Raw genomic sequence first — 20,928 nt, forward strand, 5'->3', positions numbered from 1 at the left:
GGTCTAATAGGGATACCGAACCAACGTCGGCCTTGGAGGCGCCGCACCCCGCAGTGCACGTCACGGCTTCGGCAGCCATATGCCGAGAAACCATGGAGGACAGCCATGTCACCCCGGCTCGCCAACGGGATATCCGACCCCGCTGATACGCAGGTCGCGACCGCTCCCGCCGTTCCGGAGCAGCCCAGCCCGGACTCCCTGCCGGATTCCCACCCTCTGCCCACCGACGCCCTCGGCGGCGATCCCACGAGTGCGGAGCAGATCGCCGAGGCGGTGGAAGCCGACCTCTTCGATCAGCTCCAGCTCCCCGAGATCCCACCCTACGACGAGGTCGGCCCGCTGGACGCGCGGGCCCTGTCCAAGACGCTCTTCCGGCGTCTGGAGACCCTCGAAGAGGGCACCCACGAATACGCGTACGTACGCAACACGCTCGTCGAACTCAATCTGGCGCTCGTCAAGTTCGCGGCCTCCCGCTTCCGCTCGCGCAGCGAGCCGATGGAGGACATCGTCCAGGTCGGCACGATCGGTCTGATCAAGGCGATCGACCGCTTCGAACTCGACCGCGGCGTGGAGTTCCCCACCTTCGCGATGCCGACCATCGTCGGCGAGATCAAGCGCTTCTTCCGCGACACCTCCTGGTCGGTGCGGGTACCCCGCCGCCTCCAGGAGCTGCGGCTCGACCTGGCCAAGGCGGGCGACGAACTCGCCCAGAAGCTGGACCGCGCGCCGACCGTCGAGGAGCTGGCCCAGCGCCTGAAGATCTCCACCGAGGAGGTCGTCGAGGGCATGGCCGCGAGCAACGCCTACACGGCCAGCTCGCTGGACGCCCAGCCCGAGGAGGACGACACCGAGGGCGCCCTGGCCGACCGCATCGGCTACGAGGACCACGGGCTCGAAGGCATCGAGTACGTCGAGTCCCTCAAGCCCCTCATCGCCGAACTCCCCGCGCGTGACCGCAGAATCCTCTCGCTGCGCTTCGTGGCGAACATGACCCAGTCGGAGATCGGGGAGGAGCTGGGCATCTCCCAGATGCACGTCTCCCGCCTCCTGTCCCGCACCCTGGGCAAGCTCCGCAAGGGACTGATGATCGAGGAATGACGCGGGGGCGTCGCACCCCGTGTGCGACACGCTCCGCGTGCCGAGGGCCCGGCCGGACGTCCACGTCCGGCCGGGCCCTCGGCCTGTACGGCGCCGCCCGGTGCGGCCCGCCTGCCGCGGTCCCCCGGTGGGGCCCTTCCGGTGCGGTCCTCCCGGGACGGCCCGCTCTTCAGGCCGGGCCCTCGCTCACCGCCCGGTCCCGCAGCGCGCCGTCCAGGATCCGCTCCAGCGCCGTCAGGTCCGCGGGCGGCAGTCCGCGCAGCGCCGGGGGCGGGGTGTCGGTGATGCGGGCCATCTCCGCCGCGGCCCGCGCGCCCTGAGGGGTGACCTCGACCAGCTTGGAACGGCGGTCGGCCGGGTTCGGCTCGCGGGTCACGAGACCCCGCTTGACCAGGTACTCGACGGTCAGCGTGGTGTAGGGGGCGTCGGCGAACAGCGCCGCCGCCAGCGCCCGGAGCGTCAGCGGCCCCTCGGCGGCGATGTGGCGCAGCGCCTTCGCCCGGAAGTAGCTCATCCCGAGCGCCTCGGTCACCCGCCCCCGGACATCGGCCGCCTCCAGGACGAGGGCCCGCAGATCGCGCCAGACCCGCACCGCCCTCGGGTCCGCCGGGAGCGCGTCCGGAAGTGCGGACAAGAGCGCGTCCGGGGGTGCGGACGAGGGGGCCGGTGCCTCGACGGGGTCGTGGGCCGGGGTTTCCTCGGGGGCGGGGGTCTCGTTGGGCGTGGAGGTGTGGCCGGGGTCGGGACCGGGGCCGGTGGTGTGGTCGGGACCGGGGCCGGGGGCGGCGCCGGGGGTCGGCCGGGGGTCGCGCGGGGAGTCGTTCATCCCGTCGTCGCCTCGCTGTTCGTACGGTTCGTCGGCCGGGCGGCCGGCGCCCCGGGTGCCTCGCCGCCCAGGAGGAGGGCCGCGCGCCGTGCCGACTCGCGGGCCCGGCGGCCCGTGGTCAGCACGCCCAGGAGCAGGACGGCGAGGCCGCACCCGGTGATGATCCACCATGCCGTGCGCTGCGCGTCCTGGAACCCGGCCGCGCCGCCCAGTCCGCCGCCGGCGCCCACCCCGCCCGCCGTGGCGCTCGCCATCACGGCACCGATGACGGCCACGCCCAGGGAGGAGCCGACCTGCCGGCTGGTCGAGGCCACGGCGGCGGCGACACCCGCCTGCGCGCGGGGCATCCCGGAGACGGCGGTGTTGGTGATGGGCGCGTTGACCAGTCCGAAGCCGATGCCGAAGAGGACGTAGCCGCAGAAGAGGACGCCCAGGGAGAGGTCGGCCGAGGCCGTCCACGCCAGGAGCAGCCCCGAGGCCGTCAGGCCCAGGCCCGCCGCCACCAGGGGCAGCCGGGGGCCGCGGCTGCCGACCAGGCGGCCCGAGAGCGGGGCGAAGACCAGCGTCATGGCCGCCATCGGCAGCGTGCACAGGCCAGCGTGCAGCGCGCTCATGCCGCGTATCTCCTGCAGGTACAGGGACGTCAGGAAGAGGAAGCCGCCCAGCGCGGCGAAGGCGCACACCGCGGTGGCCGTCGCGCCCGCGAACGGGACGCTGCGGAAGAAGCGCGGGTCGATGAGGGGCTCGGGGCGGCGCGACTCGTGGACCACCAGCCCGGCCAGGGACAGCAGCGCCGCGGCGGCACAGCCCGCCACCAGCGGCGAGGCGGGCCCGTGGTGCGGGCTCTCGATGATGCCGTAGGTGAGGCTGCCCAGCAGCACGATCATCAGTATCTGGCCGACCGGGTCCACCCGGCGGGAGCGGGGCGCACGGGACTCGGGGACGTAACGCGTCGTCAGCAGCAGGGCGGCCAGACCCACCGGCACATTGACCCAGAAGATCGCCTGCCAGCCGCTCACCTCGACCAGCAGTCCGCCCAGGATGGGGCCCGCCGCCATGCTGATGCCGACGACGCCGCCCCACACCCCGATCGCGCGGGCGCGTTCGCGCGGATCGGTGAAGGTGTTGGTGATGATCGACATCGCCACGGGGTTGAGCATCGAACCGCCCACCGCCTGGAGCGCGCGGGCCGCCACCAGCCACCCCAGCCCCGGCGCCAGGCTGCACAGCAGCGAGCCGAGCACGAAGAGGGCGAGCCCCCAGCGGAAGACCCGGCGCCGGCCCATCCGGTCCGCCGTGGAGCCGGCCAGCATCAGCAGCGCCGCCAGCACGAGGGTGTAGGCGTCGACGACCCACTGGAGCCCGGAGACGGAGGTGCCCAGGTCCGTGCGGATGTCCGGCAGTGCCACGTTCAGCGCCGTCGTGTCCAGGCTGACGATCAGCAGCGACATGCAGCAGATCGCCAGGATCAGGAGGCGGCGGCACGGGGTGGGTTCGGCGTCGGACAAGGGACCCCCCGGGATTGTTTTCACCACTACAACGATTGTGATGCTACAACCAACCACCGACAGTCCGGCACCGTGCGGGCACCGCCGCCGGCCGCGCGCCTCCGGGCCCCCTGCGGCCGGTTCAGGGAACGCGTACGCCCCGGTGCCACACCCCGGCGACCAGCGGGACGCCCGGACGGTAGGAGAGGTGGACGTGGGAGGGGGCGTCCAGGAGGGCGACATCGGCGCGGGCGCCGGGGCTCAGGCGGCCGACGTCGGTGCGGTGCAGCGCCCGCGCGCCGCCCGCCGTCGCCGACCAGAGGGCCTCGTCGGGGGTCATATTCATCTCCCGGACGGCGATCGCGATGCAGAACGGCATGGAGGACGTGTAGGAGGAACCCGGGTTGCAGTCGGTGGACAGCGCCACCGTGATCCCCGCGTCCAGCAGCCGGCGGGCGTCCGGGTAGACCGCGCGCGTGGAGAACTCGCAGCCGGGCAGCAGCGTGGCCACGGTGCTGCCCTGTGCCAGCGCGTCGATGTCCGCGTCGGTCAGATGGGTGCAGTGGTCCGCCGAGGCCGCGCCCAGCTCCACGGCCAGCCGCACACCCGGCCCGTAGGAGAGCTGGTTGGCGTGGACGCGGGGGGTCAGGCCCCTGGCCTTGCCCGCGGTGAGGATCGCCCGGGACTGGTCCTCGTCGAAGGCGCCCTCCTCGCAGAAGACGTCCACCCAGCGGGCGTGGGGGGCGCACGCCTCCAGCATCTCCCCCGCCACCAGCGCGGTGTACCCGTCCGGGTCGGACGCGTACTCCGGCGGCACCACATGGGCGCCGAGGTAGGTGACCTCGTCCACCTCCGACGCGGCCGCCACCCGCAGCGCCCGCGCCTCGTGCCGGGGGCTGAGGCCGTACCCCGACTTGGTCTCCAGCGTGGTGGTGCCCTGGGCGCGCATCTCGGCCAGGTGTGCGTCCAGCGTCGCCGCGAGGGCTTCGTCGGAGGCCTCGCGGGTCGCCTGGACGGTGGTGCGGATGCCGCCCGCCGTGTAGGGGCGGCCGGACATGCGGGCGTTGAACTCCTCGGTGCGGTCGCCCGCGTAGAGGAGGTGGGAGTGGCTGTCCACGAAGCCGGGGACGGCGGCCCTGCCGCCCGCGTCGTGCGCGGTGTCGGCGGCCGGTGCCCGCTCGGCGGGGCCCACCCAGGCCACCTCGCCGTCCTCCATGACGAGGGTGGCGTTCTCGATGACACCGAGGGCGCTGCCGTCCCCGAGGGCGGGGTCGTTCGTCACCAGGGCGCCGATGTTGGTGAGGGCTGTCGCGTGAGGCATACGGGTCCTTGGGTGGGCGGGGCGGGGGCCGCGGTCATCAGAGGCGGGGCCCGGCCCCGCGGTCGTCAGGGGCGGAGTGCGGCCAGGGCTTCGGTCAGGGCGTGCGGGACGGAGTCCACCAGGGTGTGGTTGCCGTCCCGTACGACGTGGCGGCCGGCGACCACGGTGTGGCGGACGTCGGCGGACGTGGCCGCGAAGACGGCCGCCTCCGCCGCGAGCCGGGCCACCGGCCCGGCCGTGCGCACCGAGTCGAGCGCGACCGTGGTGAAGTCGGCGAGCGCCCCGGTCTCCAGGCGGCTCGCCTCCGGCCAGCCCAGCGCTGCGTGACCGCCCTCGGTCGCGGCCCGCAGCAGCTGCCCCGCCGTCCAGTGGCCCCGCGTGCGGCTGGCGAGCCGCTCGTTCAGCTCCATCGCGCGGGCCTCCTCGAACAGGTCGATGACGGCGTGGCTGTCGCTGCCCAGCGACAGTGTGGCCCCGGCCCGGTCGAGCGCGGGGGCCGGCCCGATGCCGTCGGCCAGGTCGCGTTCGGTCGTGGGGCACATGCACACGCCCGTTCCCGAACGGCCCACCCGGCGGATGTCGTCCCCGGTCAGATGGGTGGCGTGGACGGCGGTGGTGCGCGGCCCGAGGACGCCGTGCTCGGCCAGCAGCGCGGTCGGCGTCATACCGTGCGCGCTCTCGCAGGCGTCGTTCTCCGCGGTCTGCTCGGACAGGTGGACGTGCAGCGGCGCGCCCCGCTCCTCGGCCCACGAGGCGACGGTGCCCAGCTCCCGGGCGGGAACCGCCCGCACGGAGTGCGCGGCGGCGCCCACCCGCACGTGGTCGCCCTCCGGCTTGAACGCGGAGACCCGCTCGGCCCACGCCTCGGCGGTGCCGTCGCTGAAGCGCAGCTGCTGCCGGGTGGGCGGCTCGCCGCGGCCCTTGCGGCCGATGCCGGAGGCCAGGTAGGCGGTGTCCAGCAAGGTGATGCGGATACCGGCGTCGGCCGCGGCGGCGACCAGCGCGTGGCCCATCGCGTTGGGGTCGTCGTAGCGCTCCCCGCCGGGCGCGTGGTGCAGGTAGTGGAACTCTCCCACGCAGGTGATGCCCGCCAGCGCCATCTCCGCGTACACCGCGCGGGCCAGCGCGTAGTAGCTGTCCGGGGTGAGCCGGGCGGCCGTCTGGTACATGGTGTCCCGCCACGTCCAGAACGTGCCCGAGCCGACCTGGACGGTGCCGCGCAGCGCCCGGTGGAAGGCGTGCGAGTGCGCGTTCGCCAGGCCGGGCAGCGTGAGCCCGCGCAGCACGACCGCCCCGGGCGGCGGCGCCTCGACGCCCGTACGGATCGCGCCGAGCCGCCCCCGCGCGGTCACCTCCAGCACGACGTGCGGCTCGACGGTGCCGTTGAGCCAGGCCAGCTCGCACCAGTAGGACTTCTCGGCCGGGACGTCACCGGGACCCGGGTCGGGTCCGGTGGCGTTCGGGTTCGTTCGCGTCCTCGTCGTCACACCAGACCTTCCAGTACCTCGGCGAGCGCGGTGACGCCCGCCGTGCAGTCGTCCTCCTCGGCGGACTCGGCAGGCGAGTGCGAGACGCCGGTGGGGTTGCGGACGTACAGCATGGCGGTGGGCACCGAACCGGACAAAATACCCGCGTCGTGTCCCGCGCCCGTGGGCAGGACGGGCACCCGGCCGCCGAGCAGCGCGACCAGCCGGTCCCGCAGCACGTGGTCGAACTCCACCAGGGGCGTCGCCGACTCGCGCGTCACCTCGACCGCCACCCCGTCCCGGCCGCCCCGCTCCCCCGCCGCACGCTCGATCTCCTCGACGACGGCGGCCAGCGTCTCCTCGTCGGGAGCCCGCGAGTCGAGCCAGCCGCTGACCAGCGACGGCACGGCGTTGACGCCGTTCGGCTCCACCGCCACCTTGCCGAAGGTCGCCAGCGCGCCCGCCAGCCGCGCCTTCTTCCGCGCGGCGAGCACCGTGTTGGCGTACGTCAGCATCGGGTCGTGGCGGTCCTCCAGACGGGTGGTGCCCGCGTGGTTGGCCTCGCCGCGGAAGTCGAACCGCCACCGGCCGTGCGGCCAGATCGCCGACGCAACGGCGATCCGGTGCTCCGTCTCCGCGAGGGCGCGGCCCTGTTCGATGTGGAGTTCGACGAACGCGCCGATGCGGGCCAGCCGACCGGGGTCCGGGCCGAGCGCCCCGGGGTCGTGGCCCGCCGCCTCCATCGCCCGCGGCAGCGAGACGCCCTCCGCGTCCGTCAGGGCGTGGGCGCCCTCCCTGGTGAGCGCGCCGGTCATCAGCCGGGAGCCCACGCACGAGAGTCCGAAGCGGGCGCCCTCCTCGTCGGTGAAGTTCACGATCGCCAGGGGTCGGGTGAACGGTACGTTCCGTGCGCGGAGTTCATCGAGGGCCGCGAACGCGGAGATGACGCCCAGCGGGCCGTCGAAGGCGCCGCCGTCCGGGACGGAGTCCAGGTGGGAGCCGGTCACCACGGCGTCCCCGGCGTCCTTGTCGCCGGCCCACGCCCACTGGTTGCCGTTCCCGTCCACCTCGTAGTCCAGGCCCCGGGACTCCGCCTGCCCGCGGAACCACTCCCGGCACTCCTGGTCGGGGACCGTCCACGCGAACCGGCGGTAGCCGCCGGAGGCGGCACGCCCGAGAGGGAGCAGCTCCTTCCACATCTCGTGGAAGCCGGCCCCCTTCCCCGCCCCCGGCTGCGGGCGGCCCGCCTCCCGGCCGGGAAGTGCCCCCGGTTCAGCCCCTGCGGACCGATCGCCCCCACGGGACGGCGGGGTGATGCCCACAACCGGAGGATGTCCGGGTTCCGTGGGATCGGGCTCCATCAGGCTTCTCCCTCTCGCATGGGGATGCGGACGTTGCGGTCGGCGGCGACCGCCTCGGCCTCGGGGTACCCCGCGTCGACGTGCCGGATGACACCGGTGCCGGGGTCGTTGGTGAGGACCCGTCGCAGTTTCTCGCCCGCGAGGGCGGTCCCGTCGGCGACGGTGACCTGGCCGGCGTGCAGGGAGCGGCCCATGCCGACACCGCCGCCGTGGTGGAGGGAGACCCAGGTGGCGCCGGAGGCGACGTTGAGCATGGCGTTGAGCATCGGCCAGTCGGCGATGGCGTCGGAGCCGTCGCGCATGGCCTCGGTCTCGCGGTAGGGGGAGGCGACGGAGCCGCAGTCGAGGTGGTCGCGGCCCAGCACGAGGGGCGCGGAGAGTTCACCGGAGGCGACCATGTCGTTGAAGCGTTCGCCGGCCGCGTCCCGTTCGCCGTAGCCGAGCCAGCAGATGCGGGCGGGCAGTCCCTGGTAGTGGACGCGTTCGCCGGCGAGGCGGAGCCAGCGGGCGAGGGAGGTGTTCTCGGGGAAGAGATCGAGCAGGGCGCGGTCGGTGGCGGCGATGTCGGCGGGGTCGCCGGAGAGGGCCGCCCAGCGGAAGGGGCCCTTGCCCTCGCAGAAGAGGGGGCGGATGTAGGCGGGGACGAAGCCGGGGAAGGCGAAGGCGCGTTCGTACCCGGCGAGCTGGGCCTCGCCGCGGAGGGAGTTGCCGTAGTCGAAGACCTCGGCGCCCGCGTCCTGGAAGCCGACCATGGCCTCGACGTGCGCGGCCATGGACGCGCGGGCGCGCCGGGTGAAGTCGGCGGGTTTCTCGGCCGCGTAGGTGGCCATGTCCGCGAAGTCGATGCCGACCGGCAGGTACGAGAGCGGGTCGTGGGCGGAGGTCTGGTCGGTGACGATGTCGATGGGGGCGCCGTCGGCCAGCAGTCGCGGCAGCACCTCGGCGGCGTTGCCGAGCAGGCCGATGGACAGGGGGCGGCGGGCGTCGCGGGCCTCGACGGCGAGCCGCAGCGCCTCGGCGGTGTTCTCCGCGCGGACGTCGAGATAACCGTGTTCGATGCGGCGGTCGATGCGCGAGGGGTCGCACTCGACGACGAGGGCGACGCCGTCGTTCATGGTGACGGCGAGCGGCTGGGCGCCGCCCATGCCGCCGAGTCCGGCCGTCAGGGTGATGGTTCCGGCGAGTGAACCGCCGAAGCGCTTGGCGGCGACGGCCGCGAAGGTCTCGTAGGTGCCCTGGAGGATGCCCTGGGTGCCGATGTAGATCCAGGAGCCGGCCGTCATCTGGCCGTACATGGTCAGGCCGAGCTGCTCCAGACGGCGGAACTCCTCCCAGTTCGCCCAGTCGCCGACCAGGTGCGAGTTCGCGATCAGGACGCGCGGGGCCCATTCGTGTGTGGTCATCACCCCGACGGGGCGGCCGGACTGGACGAGCATCGTCTCGTCGCCGCGCAGGGTGCGCAGGGTGCGGACCATCGCGTCGAAGGACGCCCAGTCGCGGGCGGCCTTGCCGGTGCCGCCGTAGACGACGAGTTTGTCGGGGTGCTCGGCGACCTCGGGGTCGAGGTTGTTCTGCAGCATCCGCAGAGCGGCCTCCTGCTGCCATCCGAGCGCGCTCAGCTCGCTGCCGCGCGGTGCCCTGACCGGGCGCGGTCCTGCGGTGCTGGTCATATGGCCCTGCCTCCTCGACTCCAGCCGTATCTGATCTATTCACTAACCATACGCAGTGAATAGATCTAGTCAACAGGGGGAGCGGGCTTCCCCGCCGCGACCGCCCGCGTCCGGTCGGGGCACCTTCCAGGGCCGGTCGGAGGTGTTCCGGTCGCCGCCCGCGCCCGCCGCCGCCTACGGTCGTCGGGAAGCGCGCCGACGCCACGCCCCTGGTGCCGACCCCACATCCCTGGTTCGGAAACCCCGCGCTCCGGGTACTGCACGTCAGCACACGCCCGCGCAGCCCCTGCCGTCCCGGTCGCCCCGTCCCGTCCCCCTCCGTCCCGTCCCGTTCCCCTCCGTCCCGTCCCGTTCCCCTCCGTCCCGTCCCCGCCCCGTTCCCCTCCTCCCCCCGCCCCTCCCCCGCAGCCCCGGAGAACGACATGTCGCAGATTCTTTTCGTGCTCACCGGCGCCCAGCACTGGACGCTCGCCGACGGGACCCGGCACCCCACCGGGTTCTGGGCCGACGAGGCGGTCGCCCCCTACGAGGCGTTCAAGGCGGCGGGCCACCAGGTGACCGTCGCCACCCCCGGCGGAGTCGTCCCCAGCGTCGACCAGGCCAGCCTGTCCGCCGACGCGAACGGCGGACAGGAGGCCGCCGACCGGGTCGCGGCGGGGCTCGACGCCTTCGTGGAACTCGGACAGCCGCTGAGCATCGAGGACGTCCGCATCGACAGCGGCGGCGGCCCCGCCGGCTACGACGCCGTCTTCTACCCCGGCGGCCACGGCCCCATGGAGGACCTGGCCACCGACAGCGACTCCGGCACGCTGCTGGTACGCACGCTGGCGTCGGGACGTCCGCTGGGCGTCGTCTGCCACGGCCCGGCGGCGCTGCTGGCCGCCCACACCCAGCAGGGCGCCAGCGCGGTCTACGGATACCGGCTGACCGCCTTCACCAACGCCGAGGAGCACGAGACGGGCCTGGCCACCAAGGCCAAGTGGCTGCTCCAGGACCGGCTGGTGGAGTCCGGGGCGCACTTCGAGGAGGGCAGGCCCTGGGAACCGCACGTGGTGGTGGACCGCAACCTGGTGACCGGCCAGAACCCGGCCTCCGCCGGACCCGTTGCCACGGAGATCATCAAGATGCTCGGATGAGGCACGTACCGTCCCTCCCGGCGAATGGAACACAGCGATGACCAGCACCGCACAGCCCGGCAGCCGGCCGGCCGACGCCTCCGGCACCTTCCTGCTGGGCGGAGAACTGCCCGTCAACCGGCTCGGATACGGCGCGATGCAGCTGACCGGCCCCGGCGTCTGGGGTGAGCCGCGGGACCCGGACGAGGCCGTCCGGGTACTGCGGCGCGCGGTCGAGCTGGGCGTCAACCTCATCGACACGGCCGACTCCTACGGCCCGTTCGTCAGCGAACGCCTGATCCACCAGGCCCTGCACCCGTACCCGGACGACCTGGTCATCGCCACCAAGGGCGGGCTGACCCGCTCCGGCCCCGACGACTGGCGCCCGGTGGGCCGGCCCGAGTACCTGCGCCAGCAGTGCGAACTGAGCCTGCGCCACCTGGGCCTGGAGCGCATCGACCTCTACCAGCTGCACCGCATCGATGCGAAGGTGCCGGTCGCCGACCAGCTCGGCGAACTCGCGCTGCTCCAGCAGGAGGGCAAGATCCGGTTCATCGGGCTGTCCGAGGTGACCGTCGCCCAGCTGGCGGAGGCCAGGAAGCTGGAGACCGTCGTCTCCGTGCAGAACCTCTACAACATCGCCGACCGCAGCGCGGAGGACGTGCTGGAGTACGCGGAACGGGAGACGGCCCGCGGCGACAGCCTGGCGTTCATCCCCTGGTTCCCGATGGCGACCGGCGAACTCGCCAAGCCGGGCGGCCCGCTGGACGCCGCCGCCCGGCAGCACGGCGCGAGCCCCTCCCAGCTCGCCCTCGCCTGGCTGCTGCGCCGCTCCCCGGTGATGCTGCCGATCCCCGGCACCTCGCGGGTGGCGCACCTGGAGGAGAACACCGACGCGGCCCGGATCGAGCTGACGGACGCCGAGTTCGAGGCACTGTCGGACGCGGTCGCCGGCCCCCGCAGGCCGGACAGCACGGGGTAGGCGGCACGGTGCGGGCCCGGCCCGTGGTGCGGGACGGGGCGGGCCCGTGGTGCGGGACGGGGCGGGCCCGCCCGCGGCCGGCCCGGACCGCCGCGCTCAGTCAGTCCGCGGCCCCTGGGCGGTCAGCCGCGGCCCCGGGCAGTCAGTCCACAGCCCCCGCCCCGGGCAGTCAGTCCGCGGTCTCCGGACGGCCGTGCCAGTCGACGCACATGATCAGAGCGTCGTCCTGGAGGGCGGCCTCGCGCCGGTAGCCGGCCAGTTCCCGCAGCACGGCGACGGGGACCTGGGCGGCGGGCAGCAGCCGGTTGGCGGCCAGGGAGCGGGCCAGGGAGCGGTCGCCGTACTTCTCGCCGCCCCGGCCCGACGTTTCGTAGACACCGTCGCTGCCGATCAGCAGCCGGTCATCCGGCAGCACCGTGAAGTGCTCCTCCGTGTAGACGGTGTCCTCGAACATGCCCAGCGGGAGCTGGTGGTCGAAGGTGACCTCCGTGACCGTACGGCCGCCGCGCAGCCGCCACAGCCGGGGCGAACCCGCGTCGACCGCCTCGACCTTCCCGGTGGCCAGCTCGAACCGCAGCAGGAGCACCGCCACATGGGCGGAGCCCTGGTACTGGGCGTAGACGGCCTGGTCGGCGAGGGTCGCCTGGCCCGCCAGGTCGAGACCGGCGCGGCGGGCGTTGCGCAGCGCGTTGGCGGCGAGGCTGGTCAGCAGGGCGGCGTCCATGCCCTCGCCCATGCCGTTGGTGATGCTGAGCGTCAGATAGCGCTCGGACGCCTCCCAGTCGAAACTGTCACCGAAGATCGCGTAGGCGGGCTCCAGATGGGCGCCGACCTCGAACTCGGGGCGGACGCAGGAGCGTCCGGGCAGCAGCTGCCACTGCATCTCCGCCGCCAGGGTGAGCCGGGTGGCCCGCCGTGCCAGCACGAACAGGTCCGTGTCCCGTTCGGCGACGACGATCTCGTGGCCGAGCGCCTCGCACAGCTCCCGCAGCTCGGGCAGGAGCGCCCGGGGATCGACGGTGGTGGGCAGCCCCACCGACAGCGTGCCCAGCCGGTCGCCCCGGATCGTCACCGGCAGGTGGACGACGATCCCCGCACCCCGCCCCCGCGTGATGTACGGCTCCTGGGCGCCGAACGCGCGCCCCTGCGGGCTGTCGTGGACGGGCACCGGCGGACTGCCGTCCGGGTCCCCACCGGACACCGCCTGCAGCGAGGACATCCCGTAGTCGACCATGCGGAGTTCGACCGCGTCGGCGCCGAACCGCTCCTCCAGCTCGGCTGCCACGACGGAGACGAGCGTGTGCGGAGGCGCGGCGCGCAGCTTCTGCTGGACGGCGGCGAGTCTGTCCACGGCGGTCCTGGTTCTGTGCGGGGCTGACGATGACCCGCGCGGGATCGCGCTGCTCAGCCGGTTTCCGTGCGGATGTCGGTGCGGTGCTGCTCACCGTACCCCAGCGGCGTCCGGCGCGAGCCCGCTGTCGTACCGGGCGAACGCGCCCTCGCGGTGCGAGGCCGTCCGGTGCGGTCCGGTGCGGTGCGGTGGGGGCGGGTGCGATGAGTTCCGGCGCCGGGGACGGTCCACCTTCCGAGCGCCGCGCACCGGGCCCGGCGCGCACAGCGTGAAGGAGGCGGAGCGTCATGTCGGAGCCGGGGAGTTGCCGAGTGGGCGGTGTGGTGCTGGGGAGCACGGACCCGCGGCGGCTGTGGGAGTGGTACCGCACCGCCTTCGCGCCGCCGCGTGACGGCGACGACCGCGACCACGGCCACGGAGGCGGAGGCGGCGAGGGCGGCGGGGAAGCGCCCCTGCTCTCCCTGGAGCTGGGCGGCACATACGTGATCTTCGAGAGCCGGGACGACGTGGGGCGCAAGTCCGTCGAGCCCGGCCGGATCCTGGTCACCTTCGAGGTCACCGGCATCTGCGCCCACGAGAAGCGGCTCACCGCGACGCTCAACCCCCGCTGGATCCGCCCGGTGGAGGCGGCCGGCGAACGGGTGCTGCTGGGCACCCTGGAGGACCCGGACGGCAACTACGTCCAGCTCTTCGAGGTCACCGACGACAGCCCCACCGCCTAGCGCCGTGCCGGGGCAGACGGAGAGCGGGGGCGTCCCGGTACGGACGGCCGCCCGGCACCAGGCCGTCGAACTGCTGCGGCACGCGGTCGGCTACGCGCTGGGCACCGCCCAGGCCGTGACGCCCGCACTGCTGGACCGGCCGACACCGTGCGCGGAGTGGGACCTGCGCCGGCTGATGTCCCACCTGGACGACTCCCTGGCGGCGCTGCACGAGGGCATCGCCGACGGCGCGGTGGCCCTGCACCCGCCGGGGGGCGGCACGGCGCCGCGACCGGGAGGGCACGGGGCCCGGGAGGGGACGGTCCCATACCCTCCCGGGCCGACACCCGCCTCCGGGGCGGGCCCCGCCGCGACCACCTCGGACGGCGGCCCGGCGACCGCTCCCGGGACCGGACGCGGGACCGGGACCGGGACCGGGTTCAGGATCGGGACCGGCCCGGACTCGACGGGCGGGCCCCAAACCGGGCCCACGGACGGGACCGGACGCGGGACCGGGGCCGGGGCCGGACCCACAACCGGGGCCGGGACCACATCAGGGACCAGGACCGCGACCGGGCAGGAAGCCGTTGCGGCCCACACGACCCACACCCACGGGGTCGGCGGGCCCCACGGGATCGCCGGGGACAACACGGCCGACGAGGTGCGGAGGGTCCACGGGGCCGACCCGGCGGGGGTCTTCAGGAGGCGGGCCGCGCGTCTGCTGGGGGCCTGGGCCGCCGCGCCGGGGCGCGAACTGCTCACGGTGGCCGACGCGCCGCTGACGGCGACGGCCCTGGCGCTGACGGGCGCGGTGGAGCTGGCCGTGCACGGCTGGGACATCGCGCAGGCCACCGGCCGGCCGGACCGCCCGGTGCCCGCACCGCTGGCCGCCCGGCTGCTGCCGGTAGCCCGGCAGCTGGTGCCCCACGAGGGGGCCCGGCCACCGCTGTTCGCCCCCGAGGTCCCGGTGCCGCGCGACGCGCCCCCGGGGGACAGACTGCTGGCCTTCCTCGGCCGGGTGCCGTAGGGGTCTCCGCTCCGGGTGCTGTAGGGGGTTGGGTGGGCGCGGGCCTCACGGCCGGTAGACGCACTCCGTCAGGACGCTGCGCACACGCCAGCCGAGCGTCTCGTACAGTGCCCGCCCCTGCGGGGTGGCGCCCAGCAGGCCGAGGGTCGCGCCCGCGGCCACGGCGCGGTCGGCGAGCGTACGCATCACCACGCTGCCCAGGCCCCGGCGCCGGTGTGCCTCCTCGGTGCTGATCCGGTCCATCACCGCGGCACCGTCGCGCACGGCCATCTGCCCGCGCGCGGCGGGCTCGCCGGCCGCGTCGTCGATCCGGACGAGGGTGACGCCGTCGCGTGTCTCCACCGTGCGGGCGTAACCGTCGGGCAAGGCGTCCGGTCCGCCGACCGCGCGTCCGTGGCCTGTGCCGGGGCCCGCGAGGGTGAGGTCGGCGGTCATCAGGTGGCCGGTTTCCCCGTGGTCCACCTGCCAGCCGTGCGGCAGCCAGGCGGCGACCTCGTCCGGCTCGGCGAAGACCATGATCCAGGTCTCCGGCACGGTCACCCCGGCGGTGGCCTCGCGCACCGCCTCCTCGTCGGCACGCAGCAGCACGTGCCGCCCCACGATCCGTGCGGACCCGACGTCCATGTACAGGCCCCACGGCAGCCGGGTGGGCGCGGGGGTGCCCCGCGAGACCGTCCAGCCGGTGACCCACGTCCTGACCAGAGCGGGGTCCGCGTACCCCACCGCACCGGCGTCGCCCAATCAGGGCCTCCTCACAGCTGTCGGAAAGGACAGCCGCACACAGTAGGGCCGCCGGCCCGCCGAGGGCACCTGGTTTTCACGGACCGGACGGCGCACCCCCCCCGCTCCGCGCGTCACTCCACGCCTCGCTCCGCGCGTTACTCCGCGAACAGGCCCCGTTCCCCGGCGCGGGCGTCGAACTCCTCCAGCCGCGCCTGCGCGTCGGGCAGCCCGTCGCACATGGCCTCCAGCAGGACGCGCCCCAGCAGCATGGGGGCGCAGGCGGTGTCGAAGGCCAGGCCCGTACCGACGGCGGCGGGCAGCAGCAGGTCACCGGGGCGGGCGACGGGCGCGAAGGCGCTGTCGGCGACGGTGACGACGGCCAGCCCCGCCGCGCGCGCCCGCTCCAGCGCCTCCAACGTCTCGCGCGGATGCCGGGGCAGGGCGAAGCACAGCAGCGCGGTGGCCCCGGCACGGACGCAGCCGTCGAGGCGGTCCTCCAGCATCGAGCCGCCCTCGGTGAGCAGCCGCACATCGGGATGGACCTTTGCCGCGAAGTAGGAGAAGCCGCTCGCCTGCGCCGCGGCGGCCCGCAGCCCCAGGACGGGCAGCGGGCGCGAGGCGGCCAGCAGCGCGCCGGCGCGCTCGACGGGCGCCGGGTCCTCCAGCAGTGCGGCCAGGTGCCGCAGGTTCTCGATCTCGGCGTGCACGGCCTGCTGGTACTCGTTGAGGCCGCCGCGCTCCTCGCCCCCCGCGGCGGGCTCGGTCCCCTCCGCCGGTTCGCTCTCGCGCAGATGGCGGCGGAGCGCCGGGTAGCCGTCGAAACCGAGCGCCACCGCGAACCGGGTGACCGACGGCTGGCTGACCCCGGCCAGTTCCGCCAGCTCCACACTGGAGAGGAACGGCGCGTCTCCGGCCCGGCGCACCATGCAGTGCGCGATCCGGCGCTGCGTGGGTGTCAGCCGGTGCCCCTCGAAGAGCTTCAGCAACCGCGCGCTGGCGCTGCTCATCCCGCACCTCTCATTCAGCCCGCTCCTCCCTTGCATAACCCTATGCAGCGGGCCCGGCCCGGGCAAGGCGGGACGGAGGCGACACGGGAGACGTCACCCCTGCCCCTCCTCAGACACCTGCCTCTCCTCGATCCGATGCCCCTCCTTTGACCCTTGCCTCCCCTCGACCCGCTACCCCTCCTCCACCCGCTGCCCCCCTTCGAAGCCCTGCCTCTCCTCCACCCGCTGCCCCTCCTCGAACCAGCGGGCCAGCTCCGGCGCCACCCTGGCGACCGTCACGGGCCGTCCGCCGTCCCGCAGCGACTCGGTGGCCGCGACCCCGGCGGCCACCGCCTCCCGCGCGGCCACCGGACTGGTGTCCGTCCTGCCGCCCTCCCGCACGAACCGCAGGAACTCCGCCACCAGCAGCGGGTCGGAGCCGCCGTGCCCGTCCTCGTCGGGTATCGGCACGGGGATGACGAGATCGGCGTCGGCACGGTAGCCGCTGCGCCGCTTCCAGACCCGCACCTCGGCGCTCTCGCCGTGGTCCCCGAAGTTCTCCAGCCGGCCCTCGGTGCCGATGACGGTGTAGTTGCGCCAGTAGTCGGGCGTGTAGTGGCACTGCTGGTAGCTGGCGTGCACCCCGCCCTCCAGGCGCATCACCATCATCGACAGGTCCTCCACGTCCACCACCGGGTTGAGACCGGTCAGCGACAGCGGCGGCCAGTTGTTCTCCGGGTCGTACCAGTCCGGCATCACCGCGCCGGGGGGCTGGCCCGAGCGGTCGGTGATGTCCCCGTAGACGGTCAGCCCGCCCAGCGCCGTGACCCGCTCGGTGTAGGCACCGGCCAGCCAGTGGATGACATCCAGGTCATGGGCACCCTTCTGGAGGAGCAGGCCGGTGGTGTTCCGGCGGTCGGCGTGCCAGTCCTTGAAGTAGAAGTCACCGCCGTGGCCCACGAAGTGGCGGCACCAGATCGCCTTGACCTCGCCGATCTCGCCGCGCCGTATCAGCTCGCGCATCGTCCGCACCACGGGCATGTGCCGCATGTTGTGGCCCACGTACAGCCGGGCGCCGCCCGCACGGGCGGCCTCCAGCACGCGGTCGCAGCCCTCCGTGGTGATGGCCAGCGGCTTCTCCACGAAGACGGCGACACCGGCCGCCAGCAGCTCGCACGCGAGCTGCTCGTGGGTGTGGTCGGGGGTGATGACGAAGACCGCGTCCAGCTCCTCGGCGTCCAGCAGCGCGCGGTGGCCGGCGTACAGGCGCACGTCGTCGCCGAACCACGCGCGGGCGCGGTCGAACATCCGCGGGGAGGTGTCGACGGCGGCCACCACGCGGGAGCCCTCGCCGGGCCGGTGCGCGTGCCGGGCGACGGTGGCGCGCAGGCCGAGCCCGATGACGGCCAGGCGCAGCTCGCGGGAGCGGGAGCCGCCGGCTTCGCCGGTCGCCTGGTCCACGGTCGTGTCGGTCATGCTGCTCAGCCCTTCATTCCGGAGAAAGCGATGCCCTGGATGAACTGCCGCTGCATCGTGACGAAGACGACGATCACCGGCAGCGTGGCCAGCACGGAGCCGGCCATCAGCACCGGGTACTCCGTGAGATGCGCGCCCTGGAGCGTGGCCAGCCCGGCCGACAGCGGCATCCTGGACGGGTCGGTGTTGACGACCAGCGGCCACATCAGGTCGTTCCAGGACCACAGGAAGGTGAGGATGCCCAGCGCCAGCAGCCCGGGGCGGGCCAGCGGCAGGGCGATCCGCCAGAAGACGGTGAACGGGTTGGCGCCGTCCAGGCGGGCGGCCTCCTCCAGTTCGGCGGGCAGCCCCAGGAAGAACTGGCGCAGCAGGAAGGTGCCGAACGCGCTGAACATGCCGGGAACCACCAGTGCCTGGAGGGAGTTGAGCCAGCCGAGGTCCTGCATGATCTGGTACTGCGGCAGCAGGAACAGCTGGCCCGGCACCATCAGCACCGCCAGGAACCCGAGGAAGAGCGCGCCGCGCCCGGGGAAGGGTATGCGGGCGAACGCGTAGGCCGCCATCGAGCACAGCAGCAGTTGCGCGGCCGTGCGCAGCAGCGTCATCAGCACGGTGTTGACCAGCTGGTCGGTGAACGGGATCGAGGAGAAGACCGTCGCGTAGTTCGACCACTCCCAGTGCTCCGGCAGGATCGTCGGCGGTACCCGGGTGGACTCCCCGAAGGACTTGAAGGAGGTCAGCACCTGCCACAGCAGCGGGAAGACGGTGATGACCGCCCCCAGGGACAGCACCAGGTGCGCGGGCCACAGCCGCCCCTCGCGGCGCGTGGGGCGCGGGCGGCGCGGCGGACGCGAGGCGCGCGGGTGCGTCTCAGCCATAGTGGACCCACCTCTTCTGCAACCGGAACTGGAGGGCGGTCAGTGCCATGATCAGGACGAACAGCACACAGACGATGGCCGCCCCGTACGCGCGCTGGTTGTCGAAGAAGGACTTCTGGAAGAACAGCATCACGATCGTCTGGCCCTCGCTGTAGGCCGGGTTCGTGACACCCACCGCGGTGTTGGCGCCCAGGATCATGTAGATCAGGTCGAACACCTGGAGGGACTGGATCACCGACAGCACCGTGGTGAAGAACAGCGTCGGACTCAGCAGCGGCATCGTCACCGAGAAGAACTGCCGTACCCGCCCGGCACCGTCCAAGGACGCGGCCTCGTAGTAGTCCTGCGGGATGCTCTGCAGCCCGGCCAGCAGCAGGATCATGTTGTAGCCGACGGTCATCCACACGCCCACCGCGGCGACCGCGAACCGCACCGCGTCCGGATCGGACACCCAGTAGGTGCCGTCGATGCCGATGGCGTCCAGCGCCTGGTTGAGGATGCCGACGTCGCCGTTGTAGAGCCACCGCCACACGACCGCCACCGCGGCGGGCATGGTGACCACCGGCAGGAAGTACAGCGTCCGGTACAGCCCGGTGCCGCGCATCCCCCTCAGGTTGAGCAGCACGGCCAGCACCATCGAGACGGGGATGCCCAGCAGCACCAGCACGGTGTACACCAGGCTGTTGCCCAGCGACTGCCACACCTCGGGGTCGTGCAGCAGTGTGCGGTAGTTCGCCAGCCCGATCCAGGTGGTGCCGCCGAAGGGGCCCCACTCGGTGAAGCTGAAGTACAGCGTCTGCACCACGGGCCACAGGTAGAACACCGCGAGGCCCAGCCCCGCCGGGGCGATCAGCGCGTATCCCCACCACTTGTCGCGGTGCAGGAAACGGCGCTCCCGTTTGCGCAGCGCCCGCTGGCTGACAGGGGACGCCTCCGGCCCGCCCGGCCGCGCGGACGGAGGCGGTGCCGTGCCCCTGGCCGCACCGGCTTCGACCTCGACGCTCATGCCGTTCCCTCCTGGGCGAGCAGCTGGTTCATCGCCTTGGTGAGGGCACGCGACACGCTCTCCAGGCTCTCGTTCCCGCTCCACGCCCGGGACAGCAACTGCAGCTCCTTGTGCGACCATGCGGCGGTGTTGGTGGAGATCGGATACGGCACCGCGTAGGCCACGGCGTCCAGATGGACCTTCAGGTCGAACGTGGGCATCGCGTCGGCCCACGGCTGCTGGGTGCCGTTGCGCGCCGGGATGGCCGTGCCGTGCTCGGCCTGGATGAGGGAGCCGTGCTTGCCGGACATGAACCGCACGAAGTCACGGGCCAGCTCGGGGTGCGGTGTCCTGGCGTACACCACGTTGGCCAGGCCGTGGATGACGCTGGCGCGGCGCCGGCCCCGGGGCAGCGGTGCGACGCCGATCTTCGAGCGCAGCGCGGGATCGGCCCAGAAGGTGGCCGCGTTGTACGAGCACTCGTAGGTCATGGCGAGCTTGCCCGCCTGGAACATCTGGGTGGGGTCGGTGTCGGTGAGCTGCTGGAGGCTGGGCGAGGCGCGGTACCGGTGGATCATGTCGATCCACAGCCGGAGCCCCTCCAGGGTCTCCGGGTCGGAGTAGCCGGAGTGCTTCCGGTCCTTCGACAGCACCCATCCACCGGCCTGCGGGATCGAGTTGTAGTAGTTCTCCTGCGCCCGCACCGGAGCGCCGATCCCGTAGACCCCGCGGCGCCGGTCGGTGAGGCGCTGGGCGTTGTCGATCAGGTCCTGCCAGGTCCACTTCTCGTCCGGGTGGTCCACACCCGCCCGGTCGAAGAGCTCCTTGTTGAACCACAGCGCGACCGTGTCGAAATCCTTCGGCGCCCCGTACTGCGTGCCCTTCCAGCGGTAGAGCCTGGCCAGGTCGGACGGGAAGTCGGCCGGGTCGAGGACGGCGTCGTCACCCTCGGTCTCCAGCGGCAGGAGCTGCCCGTTCTCCGCGTAGAGGCCGAAGTTGGGCCCGTTCATCCAGAACACGTCGGGCGCCGAGCCGCCGGAGCAGGCGGTACGCAGCTTCGTCCAGTACGTGGCGTTGGGGGTGAGCTGCACCTCCACCGTGACGCCCGGCCGGGTGCGCTCGAACTCCTTGGCGGCCTTCTTCATGGCGGGCACCTGGTAGACGTCCCAGACGCCGTAGGTGAGGTGCCCGCCGCGCCTGCCGGAGGACGAGGAGGCGGGGGGACTGCCGCAGCCGGCCGCGAACGCCGAGGCGCCGAGCGTCGTCGCGGCGGCTGCGAGGAGCGAACGTCTGCGCACGCCGGGGTCCTCCCTTGGAGCCGGATGCCGGAAAGCTATGTGTTCGAAGATGACGCGTCAATATCCGTTTCAATCATCTTCACGCAGTACAGTGCCCCCTCCGGCGGCGGGAGTCAGTAGTGCCAGGGCGAGTGTCCGCGGTAGTGCCAGGGCGAGCGTCCGCGGCGGGCCCCGGGG

The 20,928-nt window shown here is 73.4% G+C and carries 18 protein-coding genes; 5 read left to right on the plus strand and 13 right to left on the minus strand.

Features of this window, described 5'->3' with window-relative positions; all coding sequences use genetic code 11:
- Window positions 1-105 precede the first annotated feature (105 nt).
- Entirely contained in the window at window positions 106-1,098 is a 993-nt protein-coding gene (locus FM076_RS13040) for an RNA polymerase sigma factor SigF (RefSeq protein ID WP_173870485.1), read from the plus strand.
- 169 nt (window positions 1,099-1,267) lie between these two features.
- Here the strand turns inward: FM076_RS13040 and FM076_RS13045 are convergent, their stop codons facing one another.
- From FM076_RS13045 to hutU, 6 genes are all read right to left on the minus strand, one after another.
- The gene (locus FM076_RS13045; RefSeq protein WP_243274464.1) at window positions 1,268-1,924 is read right to left on the minus strand and encodes a MarR family winged helix-turn-helix transcriptional regulator; all 657 of its coding nucleotides are present in this window, start codon (window positions 1,922-1,924) and stop codon (window positions 1,268-1,270) included.
- Complete coding sequence (locus FM076_RS13050; protein WP_173870487.1) at window positions 1,921-3,432, minus strand: MFS transporter; 1,512 nt, start codon at window positions 3,430-3,432, stop codon at window positions 1,921-1,923. Before FM076_RS13050 ends, FM076_RS13045 begins: the two co-directional genes overlap by 4 nt.
- Before the next feature lie 121 nt (window positions 3,433-3,553).
- Window positions 3,554-4,732, minus strand: coding sequence for an imidazolonepropionase (hutI, locus tag FM076_RS13055; protein ID WP_173870490.1), 1,179 nt, complete (start codon window positions 4,730-4,732; stop codon window positions 3,554-3,556).
- Window positions 4,733-4,797: 65 nt separating this feature from the next.
- The gene (locus tag FM076_RS13060; RefSeq protein WP_243274904.1) at window positions 4,798-6,129 is read right to left on the minus strand and encodes a formimidoylglutamate deiminase; all 1,332 of its coding nucleotides are present in this window, start codon (window positions 6,127-6,129) and stop codon (window positions 4,798-4,800) included.
- Window positions 6,130-6,215: 86 nt separating this feature from the next.
- Window positions 6,216-7,397, minus strand: coding sequence for an allantoate amidohydrolase (locus FM076_RS13065; protein WP_173870494.1), 1,182 nt, complete (start codon window positions 7,395-7,397; stop codon window positions 6,216-6,218).
- A gap of 161 nt (window positions 7,398-7,558) precedes the next feature.
- Window positions 7,559-9,229 (minus strand): urocanate hydratase, encoded by a 1,671-nt coding sequence (gene hutU, locus FM076_RS13070; RefSeq protein WP_173870495.1) that lies wholly within the window; start codon window positions 9,227-9,229, stop codon window positions 7,559-7,561.
- A 422-nt stretch (window positions 9,230-9,651) separates the two neighbouring features.
- Here hutU and FM076_RS13075 point away from each other — a divergent pair, with 422 nt between their 5' ends.
- The gene (locus tag FM076_RS13075) at window positions 9,652-10,365 is read left to right on the plus strand and encodes a type 1 glutamine amidotransferase domain-containing protein (protein ID WP_173870497.1); all 714 of its coding nucleotides are present in this window, start codon (window positions 9,652-9,654) and stop codon (window positions 10,363-10,365) included.
- Between the two features lie 37 nt (window positions 10,366-10,402).
- Window positions 10,403-11,326, plus strand: a complete 924-nt coding sequence (locus tag FM076_RS13080; RefSeq protein ID WP_173870499.1) for an aldo/keto reductase — start codon at window positions 10,403-10,405, stop codon at window positions 11,324-11,326.
- A gap of 169 nt (window positions 11,327-11,495) precedes the next feature.
- On the opposite strand, the gene FM076_RS13085 is transcribed toward FM076_RS13080, so the two are convergent.
- Window positions 11,496-12,677 (minus strand): SpoIIE family protein phosphatase, encoded by a 1,182-nt coding sequence (locus tag FM076_RS13085; protein WP_173870501.1) that lies wholly within the window; start codon window positions 12,675-12,677, stop codon window positions 11,496-11,498.
- A gap of 287 nt (window positions 12,678-12,964) precedes the next feature.
- Here FM076_RS13085 and FM076_RS13090 point away from each other — a divergent pair, with 287 nt between their 5' ends.
- Window positions 12,965-13,399: a hypothetical protein gene (locus tag FM076_RS13090; protein ID WP_173870503.1), complete on the plus strand. Its 435-nt coding sequence runs from the start codon at window positions 12,965-12,967 to the stop codon at window positions 13,397-13,399.
- Window positions 13,400-13,403: 4 nt separating this feature from the next.
- On the plus strand, window positions 13,404-14,405 hold the full coding sequence (locus tag FM076_RS13095; RefSeq protein ID WP_173870504.1) for a hypothetical protein: 1,002 nt from the start codon (window positions 13,404-13,406) through the stop codon (window positions 14,403-14,405).
- A gap of 45 nt (window positions 14,406-14,450) precedes the next feature.
- On the opposite strand, the gene FM076_RS13100 is transcribed toward FM076_RS13095, so the two are convergent.
- The 6 genes from FM076_RS13100 to FM076_RS13125 form a co-directional block, all read right to left on the minus strand.
- A complete protein-coding gene (locus FM076_RS13100; RefSeq protein WP_243274465.1) occupies window positions 14,451-15,146 on the minus strand; it encodes a GNAT family N-acetyltransferase in 696 nt (231 codons plus the stop codon).
- A 137-nt stretch (window positions 15,147-15,283) separates the two neighbouring features.
- The gene (locus FM076_RS13105) at window positions 15,284-16,135 is read right to left on the minus strand and encodes a MurR/RpiR family transcriptional regulator (protein ID WP_173870506.1); all 852 of its coding nucleotides are present in this window, start codon (window positions 16,133-16,135) and stop codon (window positions 15,284-15,286) included.
- A 171-nt stretch (window positions 16,136-16,306) separates the two neighbouring features.
- Complete coding sequence (locus tag FM076_RS13110) at window positions 16,307-17,590, minus strand: Gfo/Idh/MocA family protein (protein ID WP_173870508.1); 1,284 nt, start codon at window positions 17,588-17,590, stop codon at window positions 16,307-16,309.
- Window positions 17,591-17,595: 5 nt separating this feature from the next.
- A complete protein-coding gene (locus FM076_RS13115) occupies window positions 17,596-18,468 on the minus strand; it encodes a carbohydrate ABC transporter permease (protein ID WP_202034916.1) in 873 nt (290 codons plus the stop codon).
- Window positions 18,461-19,474 carry a carbohydrate ABC transporter permease gene (locus FM076_RS13120; protein ID WP_173870510.1) on the minus strand — a complete coding sequence of 338 codons (1,014 nt, stop codon included), beginning with the start codon at window positions 19,472-19,474 and terminating at the stop codon, window positions 18,461-18,463. The genes FM076_RS13115 and FM076_RS13120 overlap by 8 nt, the downstream gene beginning before the upstream one ends.
- Window positions 19,471-20,751, minus strand: coding sequence for an extracellular solute-binding protein (locus tag FM076_RS13125; protein WP_173870512.1), 1,281 nt, complete (start codon window positions 20,749-20,751; stop codon window positions 19,471-19,473). Before FM076_RS13125 ends, FM076_RS13120 begins: the two co-directional genes overlap by 4 nt.
- Window positions 20,752-20,928: the final 177 nt, after the last annotated feature.

It is taken from the genome of Streptomyces albus subsp. chlorinus (assembly GCF_013302895.1).
In the GTDB taxonomy this organism is placed as follows: Bacteria; Actinomycetota; Actinomycetes; order Streptomycetales; family Streptomycetaceae; genus Streptomyces; species Streptomyces chlorinus.